Annotated in this window: 17 protein-coding genes and 1 tRNA gene; 10 read left to right on the top strand and 8 right to left on the bottom strand. The window is 72.3% G+C overall.

Annotated features, from left to right (window positions below):
• Positions 1-18: 18 nt before the first annotated feature.
• Positions 19-339, bottom strand: a complete 321-nt coding sequence (locus tag ACL02O_RS15465) for a WhiB family transcriptional regulator (RefSeq protein WP_046564004.1) — start codon at positions 337-339, stop codon at positions 19-21.
• Positions 340-737: 398 nt separating this feature from the next.
• On the opposite strand from ACL02O_RS15465, the gene ACL02O_RS15470 reads away from it, so the two are divergent.
• The gene (locus ACL02O_RS15470) at positions 738-3,167 is read left to right on the top strand and encodes a penicillin-binding protein (protein WP_412818759.1); all 2,430 of its coding nucleotides are present in this window, start codon (positions 738-740) and stop codon (positions 3,165-3,167) included.
• Positions 3,168-3,281: 114 nt separating this feature from the next.
• Here the strand turns inward: ACL02O_RS15470 and ACL02O_RS15475 are convergent, their stop codons facing one another.
• A complete protein-coding gene (locus tag ACL02O_RS15475) occupies positions 3,282-3,737 on the bottom strand; it encodes a GatB/YqeY domain-containing protein (RefSeq protein WP_412818760.1) in 456 nt (151 codons plus the stop codon).
• A 25-nt stretch (positions 3,738-3,762) separates the two neighbouring features.
• On the opposite strand from ACL02O_RS15475, the gene ACL02O_RS15480 reads away from it, so the two are divergent.
• From ACL02O_RS15480 to ACL02O_RS15490, 3 genes are all read left to right on the top strand, one after another.
• Entirely contained in the window at positions 3,763-4,656 is an 894-nt protein-coding gene (locus tag ACL02O_RS15480) for a metallophosphoesterase (protein ID WP_412818761.1), read from the top strand.
• 66 nt (positions 4,657-4,722) lie between these two features.
• Positions 4,723-4,799, top strand: a tRNA-Pro gene (locus tag ACL02O_RS15485).
• Between the two features lie 279 nt (positions 4,800-5,078).
• Positions 5,079-5,720: an alpha/beta hydrolase fold domain-containing protein gene (locus ACL02O_RS15490; RefSeq protein ID WP_412818762.1), complete on the top strand. Its 642-nt coding sequence runs from the start codon at positions 5,079-5,081 to the stop codon at positions 5,718-5,720.
• Between the two features lie 193 nt (positions 5,721-5,913).
• Here the strand turns inward: ACL02O_RS15490 and ACL02O_RS15495 are convergent, their stop codons facing one another.
• The gene (locus ACL02O_RS15495; RefSeq protein ID WP_412818763.1) at positions 5,914-6,387 is read right to left on the bottom strand and encodes a hypothetical protein; all 474 of its coding nucleotides are present in this window, start codon (positions 6,385-6,387) and stop codon (positions 5,914-5,916) included.
• A 110-nt stretch (positions 6,388-6,497) separates the two neighbouring features.
• On the opposite strand from ACL02O_RS15495, the gene ACL02O_RS15500 reads away from it, so the two are divergent.
• On the top strand, positions 6,498-7,784 hold the full coding sequence (locus tag ACL02O_RS15500) for an MFS transporter (protein ID WP_412818764.1): 1,287 nt from the start codon (positions 6,498-6,500) through the stop codon (positions 7,782-7,784).
• Between the two features lie 108 nt (positions 7,785-7,892).
• Here ACL02O_RS15500 and ACL02O_RS15505 read toward each other — a convergent pair whose 3' ends face one another.
• A complete protein-coding gene (locus tag ACL02O_RS15505; protein ID WP_412818765.1) occupies positions 7,893-9,632 on the bottom strand; it encodes a bifunctional metallophosphatase/5'-nucleotidase in 1,740 nt (579 codons plus the stop codon).
• A gap of 283 nt (positions 9,633-9,915) precedes the next feature.
• Between ACL02O_RS15505 and ACL02O_RS15510 the strand changes: the two genes are divergently transcribed.
• Both ACL02O_RS15510 and ACL02O_RS15515 read left to right on the top strand, forming a co-directional pair.
• Positions 9,916-10,719 carry an alpha/beta fold hydrolase gene (locus ACL02O_RS15510; RefSeq protein WP_412818766.1) on the top strand — a complete coding sequence of 268 codons (804 nt, stop codon included), beginning with the start codon at positions 9,916-9,918 and terminating at the stop codon, positions 10,717-10,719.
• 318 nt (positions 10,720-11,037) lie between these two features.
• A complete protein-coding gene (locus ACL02O_RS15515; protein ID WP_412818767.1) occupies positions 11,038-11,178 on the top strand; it encodes a hypothetical protein in 141 nt (46 codons plus the stop codon).
• Positions 11,179-11,188: 10 nt separating this feature from the next.
• Here the strand turns inward: ACL02O_RS15515 and ACL02O_RS15520 are convergent, their stop codons facing one another.
• The gene (locus ACL02O_RS15520; RefSeq protein ID WP_412818768.1) at positions 11,189-11,878 is read right to left on the bottom strand and encodes a histone deacetylase; all 690 of its coding nucleotides are present in this window, start codon (positions 11,876-11,878) and stop codon (positions 11,189-11,191) included.
• Positions 11,879-11,882: 4 nt separating this feature from the next.
• The gene (locus tag ACL02O_RS15525) at positions 11,883-12,662 is read right to left on the bottom strand and encodes a phosphodiesterase (RefSeq protein ID WP_412818769.1); all 780 of its coding nucleotides are present in this window, start codon (positions 12,660-12,662) and stop codon (positions 11,883-11,885) included.
• Between the two features lie 220 nt (positions 12,663-12,882).
• Here ACL02O_RS15525 and ACL02O_RS15530 point away from each other — a divergent pair, with 220 nt between their 5' ends.
• Positions 12,883-14,259 carry a GGDEF domain-containing protein gene (locus tag ACL02O_RS15530; RefSeq protein WP_412818785.1) on the top strand — a complete coding sequence of 459 codons (1,377 nt, stop codon included), beginning with the start codon at positions 12,883-12,885 and terminating at the stop codon, positions 14,257-14,259.
• 103 nt (positions 14,260-14,362) lie between these two features.
• Here the strand turns inward: ACL02O_RS15530 and ACL02O_RS15535 are convergent, their stop codons facing one another.
• Together ACL02O_RS15535 and ACL02O_RS15540 are read right to left on the bottom strand one after the other, a co-directional pair.
• The gene (locus ACL02O_RS15535; protein ID WP_412818770.1) at positions 14,363-15,424 is read right to left on the bottom strand and encodes an aspartate-semialdehyde dehydrogenase; all 1,062 of its coding nucleotides are present in this window, start codon (positions 15,422-15,424) and stop codon (positions 14,363-14,365) included.
• Positions 15,425-15,429: 5 nt separating this feature from the next.
• Entirely contained in the window at positions 15,430-16,695 is a 1,266-nt protein-coding gene (locus ACL02O_RS15540) for an aspartate kinase (protein ID WP_412818771.1), read from the bottom strand.
• Between the two features lie 249 nt (positions 16,696-16,944).
• Between ACL02O_RS15540 and ACL02O_RS15545 the strand changes: the two genes are divergently transcribed.
• Together ACL02O_RS15545 and ACL02O_RS15550 are read left to right on the top strand one after the other, a co-directional pair.
• Entirely contained in the window at positions 16,945-17,727 is a 783-nt protein-coding gene (locus tag ACL02O_RS15545) for a hypothetical protein (RefSeq protein ID WP_412818772.1), read from the top strand.
• Positions 17,728-17,812: 85 nt separating this feature from the next.
• Positions 17,813-18,355, top strand: coding sequence for a nitroreductase family protein (locus ACL02O_RS15550; protein WP_412818773.1), 543 nt, complete (start codon positions 17,813-17,815; stop codon positions 18,353-18,355).
• The last annotated feature ends 32 nt before the right edge of the window (positions 18,356-18,387 follow it).

An 18,387-nucleotide genomic window follows, 5' to 3' on the forward strand; every position in this document is an offset into this window, starting at 1 on the left:
GACCGACCCGCGAGACGATCAGTTGGCGGTGGTGACCAGGACCTTGTCCTTGCCGGCCTTCTCCTTGGCGTTCTTCTTCATGGCGGCCTCGAACATCTTCCGCCAGCTGGTCACCTGCGGGTGACGGCGCAGCAACGCCCGGCGTTCACGTTCGGTCATGCCACCCCACACACCGAACTCGATCCGGTTGTCGAGCGCGTCGGCCAGGCACTCGTACCGAACTGGGCAGCTCCGGCAGATCCTCTTCGCCACGTTCTGTTCGGCGCCCTGTACGAACAACGCGTCCGGGTCCCCGTTCTGACATGCCGCCAGTGACGGCCAGTCAGTGATCATGCCCATCTGTACACGTCCCCCCTTGCTGTGCCTACCGACTTCGCGCGACCAGCCCTCGAATCAACCCCCCGGTCATCCGGCCGGCCTCCCCAGGGCGGCCGGATGACGTGCGGCTGTCGCCGCCACCATCATGCTGTGTAGTTGGCCGATTACGCAACGTTGTCGGCTAAATCCATCATTCCGGACACTCCCGGCTTCCCGGGCTTTCGCCCGCCGTCTACCCGGCCGGAGTACGTGAAAACGCTGCGGCGCTCCCCCATTCGGGGGAGACTTTCGCCAGGTTCACGCAACCACGCACCAGGGCTCGTGCGTTTAGCACAACGAGGCCGGCACGCGCTGGAAATGGGGAAAGTTCCCCGCGCGCCCCTCGTTCCCTACTCGCGTACCCTGTCGAGGTGACCTGGATGCGGAAACGTGACCACAACGTGCTGACCAACGCCGCATCGCTGCTTGTCTGTGGCCTGCTGGCCGGCGTGGTGGTCGCAGCGGCGGCCTTCCCCGCGGTGGCGATGTCCGGACTGGCGGCGAAGGCGGGGGCGGAGACCTTCGGTGCCCTGCCCAAGGAGCTGACGGTGGCCCGCGCCCCGCAGATCAGCTATCTGCTCGCCGCCGACGGCAAGACGCCACTCGCCACGATGTACGACGAGAACCGCCGCGACGTGAAGCTCAAGGACATCTCGCCGCTCATGCAGAAGGCGATCATCGCGGCCGAGGACCACGACTTCTACCAGCACAACGGCGTGGACCTCAACGGCGTGGCCCGGGCGTTCGTCAACAACCAGTCCGCAACGAACTCGCGGCAGGGCGCGTCGACGCTCACCATGCAGTACGTCCGGCTGGCCATCTCGTACTCGGCGACGCACCCGGCCGACGTGGTCGCGGCGACCGAGGACACCAGCGCCCGCAAGCTGCGCGAGATGCGCTACGCGCTCCAGATCGACAAGGAGCTCACCAAGGACGAGATCCTGGAGCGCTACCTGAACATCGCCGCCTTCGGCAACGGCGCGTACGGGATCTACGCGGCCAGCCAGGTCTACTTCGGCAAGCCACCGAGCAAGCTCGACATCCAGGAGTCGGCGATGCTGGCCGGCATGGTGAAGGCACCCACCGCGTTCGACCCCACCACCAAGGCCGGTTACCCGGACGCGGTCGGGCGGCGTGACTACGTCATCCAGAACATGGTGACCATCGGCGCCATCACCCAGGAGCAGGCCGACCAGGCCAAGAAGATCAAGCTGGTGGTGAAGGACAAGCGCACCCCGAACGGCTGCGTCGCCACCAACACGCAGAGTTGGGGCTTCTTCTGCGACTACTTCTACCGCTGGTGGCTGCAGCAGGAGACGTTCGGCTCGACCTCGTACGACCGGGAACGCCGGCTGAAGAGCGGCGGCTACACCATCACCACCAGCCTCGACGTGCAGGCCCAGAAGGCCGCCGACAGGGCGGTCCGCAACCACCTGGGCGTGAACAGCAAGGCGGCCCGGATGGTCGCGGTGATCGAGCCGGGGACCGGCCGGGTACGCGCGGTCGCGGTCAACCGCAACTTCAAGATCGACGACCCGAACCACCCGCAGAACAAGCTCTCCAGCGACCCGAAGAAGGCCAAGAAGAAGATCCGGGGCAACTACCCGAACACGGTCAACCCGCTGATCACCGGTGGTCCCGGCATCACCGGCTACCAGGCGGGCTCGACCTTCAAGATCTTCACGCTGGTGGCCGCACTGGAAAAGGGCTACCCGCTCAGCTACACGATCAACGCGCAGCAGCAGTTCAAGTCCGAGTACATCATCGACTCGAGCAACCCGGCCGCCTGCAAGGGCACGCACTTCTACTGTCCGGTCAACGCCAGCAAGGCGATGGCCGGCGTGCACAACATGTGGAGCGGCTTCGGCTTCTCGGTCAACACCTTCTTCGTCGCCCTGCAACAGCAGGTCGGTGCCGAGAACGTGGTGAAGGCCGCGCAGAAGCTGGGCATCACCTTCCGCGCGTCGAGCGACGCCAAGTTCGCCGCGAACAAGGACGCCGCGCACCAGTGGGGCGCGTTCACCCTCGGTGTCTCGCAGACCACTCCGCTGGAGCTGGCCAACGCGTACGCCACCCTGGCGGCGGACGGCAAGTACTGCGAGCCGATCCCGGTGCAGGAGATCCGGGGACCGGACGGCGACAAGCTCGACATCGCCAACCCGCACTGCGAGCAGCGGATCAGCACCCAGGTGGCCCGGGCCGCGGTCGACGCCGCCCGCTGCCCGGTCGGTGACCACTCCTCCACCTCGAAGTGCAAGACCGCCACCGCGGGCAACGTCCGCCGGATCGTCAACGCCCCGGTCGCCGGCAAGTCCGGCACCACCGACTCGGAGAAGACCTCCGCCCTGGTGGCGATGACCAAGCAGTACGCGGTGGCCGGCATCGAGGCCGACCCGGACTGGCCGCAGACCACCCAGAAGATGGGCCACGACGTCCCCACCGGCATCAACCCGGCGGTGTACGAGACGCTCCGCGACGCCATGAAGGGCAAGAAGCGGATCGAGTTCACGCCGCCCAGCGGGAAGATCATCGAGGGCGACCAGCGCTCCATCCCCGACGTGAAGTGCCAGTCGATCGACACCGCCAAGTCGCGGCTGCGCGGCGCAGGCTTCGAGGTGGTGGTGGCCAGCAGCCCGGTCCCGTCCGACTGCCCGAAGGGCAGCGCCGCCGGCACCAGCCCGGACGGGCGCACCATCAAGGGCGGCGTGGTGACCATCGAGGTCAGCGCGGGCGGCGGCCAGCCGAGCGGACCAGGGACCCCGACGGATCCGACACCGGGCAGCACCAAACCCGGGCGACCACGAGGCTGATCCGGACGACGGCAAGGGCGGGCACCCCAGGTGGGGTGCCCGCCCGTTCTTCGTCGTCGGCGCGCGCCGGTCCTCGGCGGCCTCACCCGCCGCCGGTGGCCGCCGGCGCTCCGGTCAGAGGCCGAGCTGCCGGCGTACCTCGGCGGCGACCCGGCCGCCCTCGGCCCGGCCCGCCACCGCGCCCTGGGCCGCCTTCATGGCCGGGCCCATCTGCGCCTTGCCGGTGAAGCCACCGGCGGCGAGCGCGCCCCCGACCAGCTCGGCCAGCTCGGCGTCGGAGAGCTGCTTCGGCAGGTAGCGCTCCAGCACCTCGCCCTCGGCGGTCTCCTTGCCCGCCTGCTCGGCGCGACCCGCGTCGGCGAAGGCCGCCGCCGCCTCGCGCCGCTTCTTGGCCTCCTTGGTCAGCACAGCGAGCACCTCGTCGTCGCTGAGCTCGCGCTTTTCCTTGCCGGCGACCTCGGCGTTGCCGACGGCCGCGATGGCCATCCGCAGGGTGGAGGTGGTCAGCTCGTCGCGCGCCTTGAGGGCGGCGCGCATGTCGGCGGTGAGACGGTCCTTCAGCGTGCTCATGAACGGTCAAACTACCCTGGACGCCATGCGAAAGCGCACACTATTCCGGCTCGGGGCCGGGACCGTCGCCGCCGGTGCGGCCACCCTGGCGTACGCGTCGCTCATCGAGCGCAACATGTTCACCCTGCGCCGGTACGACGTACCGGTGCTCGCCACGGACGCCGAGCCGCTGCGCGTACTGCACCTGTCGGACCTGCACATGACGCCCAACCAGCGGCGCAAGCAGGACTGGGTGGCCTCGCTGGCCGCGCTCGACCCGGATCTGGTGGTGGTGACCGGGGACAACATGGCCCACCCGGACGCCGTGCCGGGCGTGCTGCGGGCCCTGCAACCGCTGCTCGACCTGCCCGGCGCCTTCGTCTTCGGCTCGAACGACTACACCGGGCCGGTCTGGAAGAACCCGTTCACCTACTTCCTCCCCGACCGGGAGTACTCCGAGGGCGTGCCGCTGCCGTACGAGGAGCTGCGGGACGTCTTCACCGGCGCGGGCTGGGTCGACCTGAACAACGCGCGAACCACCCTGAAGGCCGGCGGCCGGGAGATCGAACTGGTCGGCGTGGACGATCCGCACGTCGAGCGGGACGACTACGACGCGGTGGCCGGGCCGGTCAGCGCCGGCCCGGCCCTCTCCGTCGGCGTGGCCCACTCCCCGGAGCCCGCGGTGCTGGACCGGATGGCCGCGGACGGCTTCGGCCTGCTGCTCGCCGGCCACACCCACGGCGGCCAGGTCTGCGTACCCGGCTACGGCGCGCTGGTGACCAACTGCGGGCTGCCCCGTTCGATGGCCCGCGGGTTGCACCGCTGGCCCGGCTCGGACTCCTGGCTGCACGTCTCCGCCGGCCTCGGTACGCACCCCACCGCGCCGGTCCGGTTCGCCTGCCCGCCCGAGGCGAGCGTGCTCACCCTCATCCCCCGCTGATCTTCGGGGAAGGGGGTACCGAGTTTGACCCTCGGGGCGGGTGGGCTACTATTTGTCGGCACGCCTCGGGGTGTGGCGCAGTTTGGTAGCGCGCTTCGTTCGGGACGAAGAGGTCGTCGGTTCAAATCCGGCCACCCCGACCAGAGGTAAGAGCAGGTCAAGGCCCCTCCACGGAGGGGTCTTGATTCGTTTCCGGGCTCGACCGTGCCCTGTCTGGACCGGTGCGGTCGTCCGGCGCCCCGGGGCCTCCGGCCGGACCGCGCCCTCGGCTTGCGGTGTTCCGGGGTGTCACCGAGCGCCGGCACCCCGCCTTGCCGCATCGCGAGTCGATCAAGCGGGGCACCCCGGATCGGCGCACGGTGCTGTGCCGGCCACCCGACGCCTTGGACGCGCGGCGGCGAGACACCCTAGGATCGCCGATCATGGGGGACGGTGCGGTGGTGCTGTGGGTGCACGGTGGCGGTTGGCATTCGCGCGAGGACACGGACGTGTCGTTGTTCGAGAATCTCGGCCTGCGGCTGGTGCACGCCCGTTACCGGCTCAGCGGCGAGGCGACCTGGCCCGCGCAGCTCGACGACCTGCGTGCCGAGGCCCGCGCCGCCCTCGTGCCGGGGATTCCGCTGGTCGTGGCCGGGGCTTCGGCCGGTGGACACCTCGCCCTGCACCTCGGCCTGCGCGGGGTGGACCGGCCCGGCGACGTCGACGCGGTGTTGGCCTTCGAGCCCCCGGTCGATCCGCTCGCCCCGGACTGGCCCCGGGCCCGCGCCGAGGGGAACCCGTGGCACCAGTTGCTCGGACACGTACCCGCGCCCGGCGATGCGGGCACCCTCGACTGCGCGGTCACGTCACACCTCGGCGCCGGCACCCCGGTGCTGCTCGCGCACGGCGCGAACGACCTTGCCGTGCCGCCCACCCAGACGCTCGGCCTGGCCACGGCGCTGCTGGCCGCCGGTCACCCGACGCAGCTCATGATCACCGATACCGGGCACGGCCAACTCGATCTCCACCGTCCCGATGTCGGCGCGTTCGTGCAGCGCTTCCTCGCCCACCGGGGCTACCTCTGAACCGTGGACGGTGCACGCCTCGGGAGTGGTGCCGGAAGCCGTACCGAGAGAAGTCGCGTAGCTGGGGTCGTGGTCGCGGGAGCACGTGGCCAGGCTGCGGGCAGCGTACGGGCTGCTCCGGTGGCCTGGCACGGCGCCGGGACGCTGCTCCGCCCGTCCTGAGCGGCCCGCGCCGGGCGGCGGCGGGGCCGGCTCAGTCGTGCAGTTCGGTGCGGGCGACCTCGGCGAACGCGGCGGTCAGGTAGCCGCCCAGCGGGCGGCCGGCGGCGGCCAGCAGGTCGGCGACGAGCAGCGGGGCATGCCCAGCGATCGCGGCCGGGTCGGGTGGCGCATCGTCGTCGGACGGGTCGTACACGCCGAGCGCACCGGCCAGCAGCACCAGCAGCACGTGCGGGTCGACGTCGGGCCGCCACGCGGCTGTGGACCGCACGCAGCGCTCCAGCACCCGCCGGACGTCGTCGCCGTCCAGCCCGTCCGGGTGGGTCTCCTCCAGCAGCAGCCGCACCACCCCGCCGAGCACCAGGCCGGCGCGGTCGGCGGCGGTGAGCCGTACGACCGCCGGCCCGTACGCCTCGGCGTCCCGCTCGTGGGCGGCGGCGACCGCCTCGGCGGCCGCATCGGCGATCTCCCGGGCGGGTGCGGGCAGGTGTCGCCAGGTCGTGGTCACCGGGCCAGCATGGCAGACGGCGTGTGCTTGCTCACCCACCGGCTCTGCCCAGCGCAGCAGGGGCGGTAATCCGCTCGCGGGTTGTCAGACCTTACGCGGACAATCCAGCCATGCTGCGCCGCGCCCTACCTGCCCGCCCGGAAGCCCGTCGGATCCTGATCGGCACCCTGCTGTCGGCCGTCGGGCGCGGCCTGACCCTGCCGTTCCTCTTCATCTACCTCACCGACGTCCGCGGCCTGACCGACAACCAGGCCGGCCTGGTGATCGGCTGGTTCGGCGCGGTGACCCTCGTCCTGTCCCCGCTGGGCGGGACGCTGATCGACCGGTTCGGCGCCCGCCGGGTGGTGCTGCCCGGCCTGTTGGTCGAGGCGGTCGGCACGGCCTCGCTCGCGCTGGTCCACTCCGTCGGGACGGCGTTCGCGGTCAGCACGCTGATCGCGGTCGGCGGCTCGGTGCTCTGGTCCGGCCAGACCACGATCCTCGCCTCGCTGACCGGCGACGGCGAGCGGCAGCGGGTGTTCGGTCTCCAGTTCGCCCTGCTCAACCTCGGCATCGGGATCGGTGGCCTGATCTCGGGCGCAATCGTCGACGTGGCCCGCCCGGTCACTTTCCAGGCCATCTACCTGCTGGACGCGCTGAGCTACCTGACGCCGGGCCTGATCCTGCTGACCCTGCCGCACGTCGGGCACCGGCTGGCGCAGGCCCGGGAGGCCGGCGCCGGGCGGGCGACCGGGGGGTACCTCACGGTGCTGCGGGACCGGCCGTTCCGGCGCCTGGTCCTCTTCGGCCTGGTGCTCACCACCTGTGGATACGCGCAGATCGAGGTGGGCTTCACCGCCTACTCGGTGCGGGTGGTGGAGGTGACGCCCCGGGTGGTGGCCTGGGCTCTCGCCTGCAACACCGTGATGATCGTGCTCTCCCAGCTGCTGGTGATCCGCCGGATGGAGGGGCGCAGCCGGACCGGTGCGCTCGCCGCCGTGGGCGCGGTCTTCGCCACCGCGTGGCTGGTCCTCGGCGCGGCCGGCGTGATCGGCACGGGCAACGCGCTGCTCGCCGCGCTCGGCGTGGTGGCCTGCTCAGCCATCTTCGGCTTCGGCGAGACGATGCTGTCACCGGTGATGCCGGCGCTGACCAACGCCCTCGCCACCGACGAGCTGCGTGGCCGCTACAACGCGATGAGTTCGATGATCTTCGGGATCAGCGGGATCATCGGCCCGGTCACCGCCGGCCCGCTGATCGGCGCCGCGCACGGGCGGCTCTGGGTGGCGGTGGTGGTCGGGGGTTGCCTGACCGCCTCGGCGCTGGCCCTGTCGCTGCGTCGGCTGCTCACCCCCGCCCAGGACGGCCGCCTGACCGCCGACCTGGTCGCCCGGGAGCCGGCGGCGGTCTCGGTCTGACCCGGCGTCGGGCGGGCGGCGCGTGCGGGCCGCCCGCGGCGGGCAGGCCGGTACGCGAACGGGCCCCGGAGCGGATGCTCCGGGGCCCGTCGTCGTGCCGGGTCCGCGTCAGGCGGCGGGGACCTCGGCGGTGGTCTGGATCCGGTCCAGCGCCGGCGGGGAGACCGGCGACTTCTCGGTCAGGTACGCGGTGAAGGCGTCCAGGTCGATCATGCCGGTGACGGCGTTCGTGCCACCGGTGAGGACGCTGAAGCCGTCACCACCGCCGGAGAGGAAGTTGTTCACCGTGACCCGGTAGGTCGCGGTGTCGGTGACCGGGGTGCCGTTGATGGTGAGGCTGCCCCGGACCACCCGGCTGCCGCTGCACGGGTCGCCGGCGGCGGCGGTGGTGCCGTTGGTGTCGACGACGTAGTGCACGGTCGAGGACGCGTACAGCACGCGGGCGACGGTGAACTGCTGCTCCAGCAGGCAATAGAGCTGGGCGCCGGTCAGGTCCAGGGTCACCAGGTTGTTGGTGAACGGCTGGACGGTGAACGCCTCGGCGTAGGTGACCGGGCCGGCGTCAAGGTCGGCGCGGACACCACCGGGGTTCATGAACGCGGCGACTGCGTTCTGCTCGTTGTCGGTGGCGGCGAGCTGGGCGTCGGCGATCAGGTTGCCCAGCGGCGACTCACCGGTCTGGTACGTCGGCTTGCCGTTGGCGTCGACCCCGGTCTGGTACAGGTTCTCCTGGGTCTTGGTGATCGCGGTGGTGGTCTCGCCGACCACCTTGTCGGCCACCGGGCCGAGCGCGGTCTTGTACCGGTTGATCAGCTCGGTGCTGGCCGGGTCCTTCGGGACGTCCCGGGTGACCACGACGTTGTTCGCCGAGGCGCTGACGATGTCCTTGGTACGTCGGTCGATCTTCAGGTCGATGTCGGTGACCAGGCGGCCGAAGGAGCTGGCGCTGGTGACCAGCTTGCCGTTGATGTTGCAGTTGTACGCGGCGTGGGTGTGGCCGCTGACGATCACGTCGATGGCCGGGTCCATCCGGTTCGCGATGTCGACGATCGGGCCGCTGAACCCGGTGCAGTCGTTGATGCCGCCGCCGTTCTGCACGCCACCCTCGTGCAGCAGCACGACGATGGCCTGCACGCCCTTGGCCTGCAGGATGCGGGCGTACTTGTTGGCGGTGTCCGCCTCGTCGGCGAAGGACAGGCCGGCGACGCCCTGCTGGCTGACGATCTGCGGGGTGCCCTCCAGGGTCATCCCGATGAAGCCGATCTTGACGCCGTCGATCTTCTTGATGCCGTAGGGCGGCAGCAGGGGCTGGCCGGTGGCGGTCTTGAAGGCGTTCGCCGACAGGTACTGGAACTTGGCGCCCTCGAACGGGGTGCCGTCGGCGCAGCCGTCCACCGGGTGGCAGCCGCCGTTCTGCATCCGCAGCAGCTCGGTGGCGCCCTCGTCGAACTCATGGTTGCCGACGCTGGTGAACTCGAGCCCGGCGAGGTTCATCTCCTCGATGGTCGGCTCGTCGTGGAAGGCCGCGGAGAGCAGCGGGGAGGCGCCGATCAGGTCACCGGCCGCGACCGTGACGGTGTGCTCCCGCTCCTCCTCGGTGGCGCCCCGCAGCATGTTGAGCTGGGTGGCCAGGTATTCCGCACCGCCGGCGGCCTGCCCGGCGATGGTGCCGCTGGAGCCGCTCGGGGGCTCCAGGTTGCCGTGGAAGTCGTTGAGGGCGAGCAGCTTGACGTCGACCGGCTTCGGGTCGGCCTCGGCCTGGTTGGGGTTGACGGCGACCGCGGTGAACGCGGTCGCGGCGAGCGCGGCCAGGCCGACGGCGGCCCGACGCATCCCGGGGACGGACATGGAACTCCTCGTGAGATTCGGCGCGTGGCTGTCCGGACGATGGTTCGCCCGGCGACCCTGATCCGTGCCGTGACAGGGGTCGTCGCGAGGGCGGCTGTCGGGGGAACGCCGCCCTGCCGGGGCAAGCTTCTCATCCACCGGGCGATCGGTCGACCGAGGCGGCACCGCAGAATCATGAATTGGCAGGCCGACCCGTAGCGGTATGCCGGACGAGTCCGATATGACGGGCAGGTGAATTCCTTCACGGCCCCCCGCTGTCACAGGTCTCGGTTAGAAAGTAGCCATGACGTCGAACGGGACCACCTGGACGGTGGGCAGGGTGCGGTCCGCCGACGGCACCGCCATCGCCTACGAGTCCGCCGGGGAGGGCCCGCCGATCGTTCTGGTCGGCGGGGCCTTCAACGACCGGAGCACCACCCGTCCGCTGGGCGCCGCCCTGGCGTCCGACTTCACGGTGTACGGCTACGACCGGCGGGGTCGGGGCGGCAGTGAGGACACCGGGCCGTACGCGGTGCAGCGGGAGATCGAGGACGTGGCGGCCCTGATCGAGCGGGCGGGCGGCACGGCGTATCTCTACGGCCTGTCGTCGGGGGCGATCCTGGCCGCGTACGCGACGGGCGAAGGGCTGCCGGTGACCGGGCTGGCGCTCTTCGAGCCGCCGTTCCAGGCCGGCCCGCACGGGGGCAGCAAGCCGGGGCTGTCCGACCGGCTGACCGAGCTGGTCTCCGCCGGCCGACGGAGGGACGCCGTCGAACTGTTCCTCACCGACGCGGTCGGCGTGCCGGCCGAGGCGGTCGCCGGGATGCGCGGCGCACCGGAGTGGTCCTGGATGGAGGGGTTGGCGCACACCCTGGCGTACGACACCACGGTCACCGGGGACGGCGCCCTGCCCGCCGGCCGGCTCGCCGCGATCACCGTCCCGACCGTGGTGCTGGACAGCACCGGCAGTCCGGAGTGGTTGCGGGACGCGGCCGCGGCGACCGCCGGGGCGATTCCCGGCGCCACCCACCTCAGCCTGGCCGGCGGCTTCCACGAGGTGCCACCCGAGGCCCTGGCCCCCGCGCTGCGCGACGCGCTGCTCGGCTGAGGGCCACGAGCGCGCGGCGCCGGCTCCGAGGGACGAGGAGCCGGCGCCGCGGGTCGTTCCATGTCATCGGGAACCATTACGCATGACAACCTCTGACCCGGCAAATACATCCCTCGGGACGATCGGGCGCACCCGAAAGTTGATCACGCGGCGACGACCCGGCATCGGAATCCCACTGTCCGAACTCGACCATCGGGCCGAGAGTGCGGCAGCCCGCGCCGCCCGGTCGATCCGTCGGGCCCCGGAGGACCATACTGGGCGTCCGAATTGGAGCAGAGGTGAGAATCCCTGCTCGGTCTCCAGGTCCACCTGAACGAGGTGGTCCTCGACATCACCGCGCAGCAGGGTGCGGGCAGCCTGCTCTGCGCGGTCGCCGGCGTGTTCCAGGGCACCGGCGGCACGGGGGGCGCCCTGAACGGGCTGGTCGCCCTGCTCAACCGGATCCTCTCCATCCTCTGACCCCACCCGGTCACGGGAGCTGACGGCGAGCCGTCGGGACGCGTTCCCGGCGGCCCCGCCGCGTCCGGACGCCAGGACCGACCGCCCCCGCCACCACCCGCCGGAGCCGGGCCCGGGACCAGTGGCCGCGTACGCCCGGCCGGCCGGCCAGGTAGGCGGTGATCCGGCCGGCGTCCCAGCCGTGCGCCTCGCGCAGCCCTCGGACCAGCGTCCCCAGGTAGACCGGGGCGGGCGCGGTCCACTCCACCTCGGCCGCCCGCACCGGCGCGGTGAAGGTGAGCATGGGCAGGCCGTCCCGCGTGCCGACCCGGAGCAGGGTCTCGTAGCGGCCCGGGCCCAGGGTGGCCCGACCGCGCGCCGCCGCCGCGTGGACCAGGTCGAGGTCCGCGCCGGGTGGCCGGTACATCTCCTGGGCGGCGATGTCGGCGAACTGCTCGGCCGTCACCAGGTAGCCGCGCACCGCCGCCCGCCCGGGCAGCTCCGGGTCGTAGAACGCCATCCCGCCGGTCCAGGCCCGTGACTCGCCGGCGAAGTAGACCCCGCCGGGGACCAGCGCCGGAACGGCTCGGCGCGGTGGCCGACAGTCCCGACAGCCCGGGTACGTGCGCAACCCGCCGGACGGGCGTCCCCCGGCGAGGTACCGCAGCAGCCGCGCGGAGTGCAGGTTCGACCCGTACGCGACGTACCAGAGCCGGTCCATCCGGTCAGAACCCGCAGGTCCGTCCGGCGGCATGGCTCACCTGGACGGTGTGCGTGACACAACCGCCGTCGCTCACCTGGTGCAGCAGGAAGCCGGTCGGCTCGGCGACCATCCAGATCTCCGGATCGTCGGTCATGGTCAGGCTCACCTGCATCCAGGTGCTCGGCGCGGTGGTCAGCACCGTGCCGGCGAAATTGCCGGTCACCGCCCGGTGCAGGTGGCCGGCGGCGACGCGTACGACGTGGGGGTGGCGGCTGATCACCGCGGCGAACGTATCGGCGTCGGTGAGCCGGATCGCGTCCATGGCCGGGATGCCGACCGCGACCGGGGGATGGTGCAGGCACACGACGGCGGGCACCTCGGGGCGGCCGGCGAGCACCCCGTCGAGCCAGCCGAGCTGCTCATCGCCGAGCCGCCCGGCGTGGTCCCCGGGGGCGAGGGAGTCGAGCATCACGACCGTGACGTCCGGGTGGTCGACGTGGTAGTAGGCCGAGAAGCCACCGCCCAGGTACGGGGTGCCGCCGAAGGCGTCGAGCAGCGACTCCCGGTCGTCGTGGTTGCCGGCGGCGAGGTGCACCGGCAGCGGGAACCGCCCGATGATCTCGCGGAGCGCGACGTACTCGTCGGGACGGCCGTTGTCGACCAGGTCACCGGTGATCACCACGCAGTCGGGACGGGGGCGCAGGGCCAGCACCCGACCGAGGGCCCGGTGCAGCCCGGTGGCCTGCTCGGCGGCGCGCGGTCCGGTGGTCACGTGCGGGTCGCTGAGCTGGGCGATGAGCATCGAACGCCTCCTCGGGACCGGGACCCCCACGCTATCGCCGACCGCCCCCGCCACGCGGCCCGGGCGCATCCACAGGCCGCGTCCACACCCTGTGGATAGCACATGTGTACGAAGGCCGACGAGCCGTCCGCTGAGTACCCTTGATCGCACCCCTCCCCCTCCGACCAGGAACGACGTGGATCACGAGCGAGTCGTCCGAGACGTCACGGTCCGCCTGCCGATGGCGTCGACCGCGCTGGAGGCGTGTCAGTGGACGACCACCGCGCTCGCCCGGTACACCCCCGCGACCATCTCGGTCCTGCTCCAGGTCCACGACCGGCTCCGCTGCGTCGCGGCCACCGGCGCCTGGCAGGTCTTCTCGACGGTGCCGCCCAAGACCGGCATCGTCGGCCGGGTGTACGCCTCGGGCGAGGCGGCCGTCGTCGCCGACGTCACCAGCGACCCCGACTACCTGCCGGTACGCCCCGACGTGACGGCCGAGATCTGCGTACCGGTGCTGGACCCGGCGGGGCGCGCGCTCGGCGTGCTCGACCTGCAGTGGAGCGGCCCGGTCGAGGTGGAGCGCTGGCGGGAGACCGCGCAACGGGTGGCCGGGCAGCTGGGCGCCCGGATCATGATGCTCGGCGGCCCGCCGGCGGAGAGCCGCAGCGAGAAGCTGCTCCGGTACGCCGCCGCGATGACCGCCGCCCCCACCGACTGGGATCTGATGGCCGCCGCGATCACGGCGGCCCGGGACGTCTCGGGGCTCTCCGCCGCCGTGCTGCTCCTCACCGGCCGGCGCGGACCCCGCCTCGGTGCGCCCACCGACCCGCCGGGTGAGCTGGAGTCGCGGGTCCGGGCCGAGCTGACCGGGGCCGGACCCGACGCGCTCGGCCGCATGATCGCCCGGGCACACCGGAACGGCTCGGCGTACACGCTCGGCGAGGCGGGGCATCCGCCGACCGAGGACTACCTGCCGCTCGCCCGGGCCGGGGCACGCACCCTGGCGGCGGTGCCGGTCGGGCCGCCGGACGGCGGTGGCCTGCTGCTGATCGCCGACGAGCGGCTGCTGCGCCCCGACCCGACCACGGTCAACCTGATGGAGCTGCTGGCCGGGCAGGCGTGGACCTGCCTCGACCGGCTGCGTACGCTCGCCCGGCTGCGCGAGCAGGCCAGCTCCGACCCGCTCACCGGGCTGCGCCACACCGGACCGTTCGGCCAGCGGATCGCGAGCGCCACTCCGGGGCGTACGGCCCTGCTGGCGATCGACGTGGACGGGTTCAAGGACGTCAACGACACGTACGGACACCAGGCCGGGGATCGGCTGCTGGTGGGGCTGGCCCGGGCGCTGGAAGGGGCGCTGCGGCAGGGCGACGAGCTGTACCGGACCGGGGGCGACGAGTTCGTCGCGGTGATCGAGGTGAGCCGCCCGGAGGAGGCGGTACGGATCGCCGAGCGGCTGACCGAGGCGGCCCGGCGTACCGGCCGGACCATCAGCGTCGGTGTCGCCCTGCCCGGCCCCGGTGAGACGCCGGAGCGCACCCTCCGCCGCGCCGATCAGGCCCTCTACGCGGTCAAACGCCAGGGCCGCGACGGCGTCCGCCTGGCCGCCGCCTGATCCCCACCCGCACGACACGAACTCCTTTCGGGCCTGGTCACGCTCGCCGAGTCACGGAGACACCGAGCGGAGGCCGCGGGACGGGCGTTCGAGGCCGCCACGATTACGGGCGGGTCAGCTCCTTGGCGAGCAGCTCGGCGATCTGGGCGGTGTTGAGGGCGGCACCCTTGCGGAGGTTGTCGCCGGTGACGAAGAGGTCGAGGGCGCGCGGATCGTCCACCGCCCGGCGGATGCGCCCGACCCAGGACGGGTCGGTGCCCACCGCGTCGATGGGCATCGGGAACTCGCCCGCCGTCGGGTCGTCGACCAGGATCACGCCGGGCGCGTTGCGCAGCGCCTCCCGGGCGCCCTCGGCGTCCACCTCGGTGGCGAAGACCGCGTGCACGGCGACCGAGTGGCCGGTCACCACCGGCACCCGTACGCAGGTGGCGGAGACCTTGAGGTCGGGCAGCCCGAGGATCTTGCGCGACTCGTTGCGCACCTTCAGCTCCTCGGACGACCAGCCGCCGTCGGCCAGCGAGCCCGCCCAGGGCACCACGTTGAGCGCCAGCGGGGCCGGGAACGGGCCCAGCTCGTCGCCGACCGCCTGCCGCACGTCGCCGGGACGGGAGCCGAGCACCCGGTCCCCGGCGACCTTGCCGAGCTGGGCGTGCAGCGCGTCCGCACCGGCCTGCCCCGCCCCGGACGCCGCCTGGTACGAGGCGAGCACCAGCTCGCGGAGCCCGTACTCGCGGTGCAGCGGGGCGATCGCCACGATCATCGCCAGGGTGGTGCAGTTGGCGTTGGCGATGATCCCCTTGGGCCGGTTGCGCACCTGATCCGGGTTGATCTCCGGTACGACCAGCGGCACGTCCCGGTCCATCCGGAAGGCGCCGGAATTGTCCACCACCACCGCGCCCCGGGACACCGCGACCGCCGCCCACTCCGCGGAGACCTCGTCCGGCACGTCGAACATCGCCACGTCGACGCCGTCGAACGCCTCGGGCGTGAGCGCCTGGACGGTCAGCTCCTCGCCCCGGCACTGCACCCGCCGCCCGGCCGACCGTTCGGAGGCGAGCAGCCGGATCTCACCCCAGACGTTGCGGCGCGAGGAGAGGAGCTGGCACATCACCGTGCCGACGGCACCGGTCGCCCCGACCACGGCGAGGGTGGGCAGCGACGCCATGCCGGCTACCGCCCGGTGCCCGCGTAGACCACGGCCTCGGTGTCGCCGCCCAGGTCGAAGGCGTCGTGGATGGCCCGGACCGCCTCGTCCAGGTCGGTGTCCCGGCAGACCACGGACACCCGGATCTCGGACGTGGAGATCATCTCGATGTTGACCCCGGCCGCGCCGAGGGCCGCGAAGAAGCCGGCCGCGACGCCGGGGTGCGAGCGCATGCCGGCACCGATCAGGGACACCTTGCCGACGTGGTCGTCGTAGAGCAGGCCCTTGAACTTGACCGACTCCTGAATCTTGCTGAGCGCGGCCATCGCGGTCGGGCCGTCGGTCTTGGGCAGCGTGAACGAGATGTCGGTGCGCCCGGTGCCCTCGGTGGACACGTTCTGCACGATCATGTCGATGTTGATCTCGGCGCCGGCCACGGTCTCGAAGATCTTCGCGGCGGCGCCCGGCTCGTCGGGCACCCCGACAATGGTGATCTTCGCTTCGCTGCGGTCGTGGGCGACCCCGGTGATCAGTGCCTGTTCCACGGGAAGGTCCTCCATCGATCCGGTGACCATGGTGCCGGTGTTGGTCGAGTATGACGAACGGACGTGGATCGGCAACCCCGCGCGCCGGGCGTACTCGACGCTGCGCAGGTGCAGCACCTTGGCGCCGCAGGCGGCCAGCTCCAGCATCTCCTCGTAGGTGATGTTCTTGATGTGCCGGGCGTTCGGCACGATCCGCGGGTCGGCGCTGAAGACGCCGTCCACGTCGGTGTAGATCTCGCAGACGTCCGCGGCGAGCGCAGCGGCGAGCGCCACGGCGGTGGTGTCCGACCCGCCCCGCCCCAGGGTCGTGACGTCCTTGGTGTCCTGCGAGACACCCTGGAAGCCGGCCACGATGACCACCGCGCCCTCGTCCAGCGCGCCCTTGAGCCGCCCCGGTGTGACGTCGATGATCCGCGCCTTGCCGTGCACCGAGGTGGTGATCACGCCGGCCTGCGAGCCGGTGAACGAGCGGGCCTCGTACCCGAGGTTGTGGATGGCCATGGCGAGCAGTGCCATGGAGATCCGCTCCCCGGCGGTGAGCAGCATGTCCAGCTCGCGGCCGGGCGGCAACGGGCTGACCTGGTTGGCCAGGTCGAGCAGCTCGTCGGTGGTGTCCCCCATCGCGGAGACCACCACGACCACGTCGTCGCCGGCCTTGCGGGCGGCGACGATGCGCTCGGCCACCCGCTTGATCCGCTCGGCGTTGGCGACGGAGGACCCGCCGTACTTCTGCACCACGAGTGCCACGACGGTGCACTCCCTCCCAGCGACGACCCTGAGCGTGCCGACGCCGCCGGGTTCCGGTCCGGCGGCGCGTGTCAGACCACCCCAGGGTATCGGGCGGCGCGCGGTGCCGGGCCGGGTGATCCCACCATCCGGCCCGGCGTGGGGCGGCTCACCAGGGACGGACGCGCCGGCCACGAATGCCGCGACACGCCGGCAGGGCAGCCGTACGGCGGGCTCCCCGGAGCCGTGCGCGCACCGCAGAATGTCACGGTGCACGCTCACCTCCGCGCGGGCCGGCGACTGACCGGCGTTCTGGCGATCACCCTGTCGGCGCTGCTGGCCGCCTGCACCGCCGACCCGCCGGCACCGGCCCCGACCAGCACCGCCGACGTCGCCCCGGCCGAGGTGGACGCCGCCCGCGACGAGCTGGCCGCGCTGGCCGCCGCCGCCCAGGACCGGCACCTGACCGCCACCTACACCTTCGCCACCGCGGACGGGCCGGACCGGACGGTCACGGTGACCAGCGCGAAAGACGACACCTGGCGGGTGGACGTGCCCGGCTGGGGGCGGGGCGGCACGGTGGACGTCTCGCTCGCCGCGACCGCGGACGGGCTGTTCCAGTGCGCGCTCCCGTCGGCCGGACACTCCGCGCCGCCGAGCTGCGTACGCCTCGGCGACCCGGACGACAGCGTGCCGCGGAAGCTGGATCCCCGGGTGCAGCACCCGTTCACCGACTGGCTGGAGGTGCTCACCGACCGCCGGGCGCCGCTGGCGGTCTCGCCCGCCGAGCCGCCGCCCGGCGCGGCCGGCGAGTGCTACTCGGTCGAGTCGACCTCGGCCTCGCTGAACGCCCCGCTGGACGTGGGCATCTACTGCTACCGGCCGGACGGCACGCCGAGCGCGGTGCGGGCCGCGTTCGGCACGCTGCGGCTGGCCGGCGAGCCGGGTCCGGCGCCGGCCACGGTGCAGCTGGCCGGGCCGGTCGTCGACGGCGATCCGGTCGGGCGGGAGGCACCGACGCCGGACGACAGTTCCAGCGCGGGAACGCCCTGACCGGGTTGTCCGTTACGGGTGCTCTCAGACACATCTGACCCACCCGCCCGAGCGGACGAAACCCCCATCGGGGACGCTTCACCACATGGCCGATCTCACACCGCTGCTCGCCTTCCGCTGGAGTCCACGGGCCTTCGACCCGGACGCAGAACTCACCGGGGACGAGGCGGCCTCCCTGCTGGAGGCCGCCCGCTGGGCACCGTCGGCCGGGAACGCGCAGCCGTGGCGATTCGCCCTCGGCCACCGACAGGACGAGACCTGGAAGCGGATCCTCATCAGCCTGCCGGAACGCGACCAGGACTGGGCCCGGCACGCCTCCGCCCTGGTGGTCGGCGCACACGTCGGTGACTCCGACGCCGGCGGCCACGAGCGGGCCGCGTACGACCTGGGCCAGGCGGTCGCCCACCTGACGGTGCAGGCCGGCGCGCTCGGGCTGCACGTGACTCAGGTCAGCAACTTCGACCGCGGCGGTCTCGCCACCGAACTGGACCTGTCGGCCGGGATCCGGCCCCTGGTGGTGGCGGCCGTCGGCCGCCTCGGCGACCCGTTCGCTCTCCCCGCCGACCTCCGCGACCAGGAGACCGCCCTGCGCCGTCGTCACCCCCTGGCCGCGCTCCTCCTCCCCTGACCCTCGGCCACTCGGGACCCCCGGCGTTGATC

It is taken from the genome of Micromonospora mangrovicola (assembly GCF_047200535.1).
Lineage (GTDB): Bacteria > Actinomycetota > Actinomycetes > Mycobacteriales > Micromonosporaceae > Micromonospora.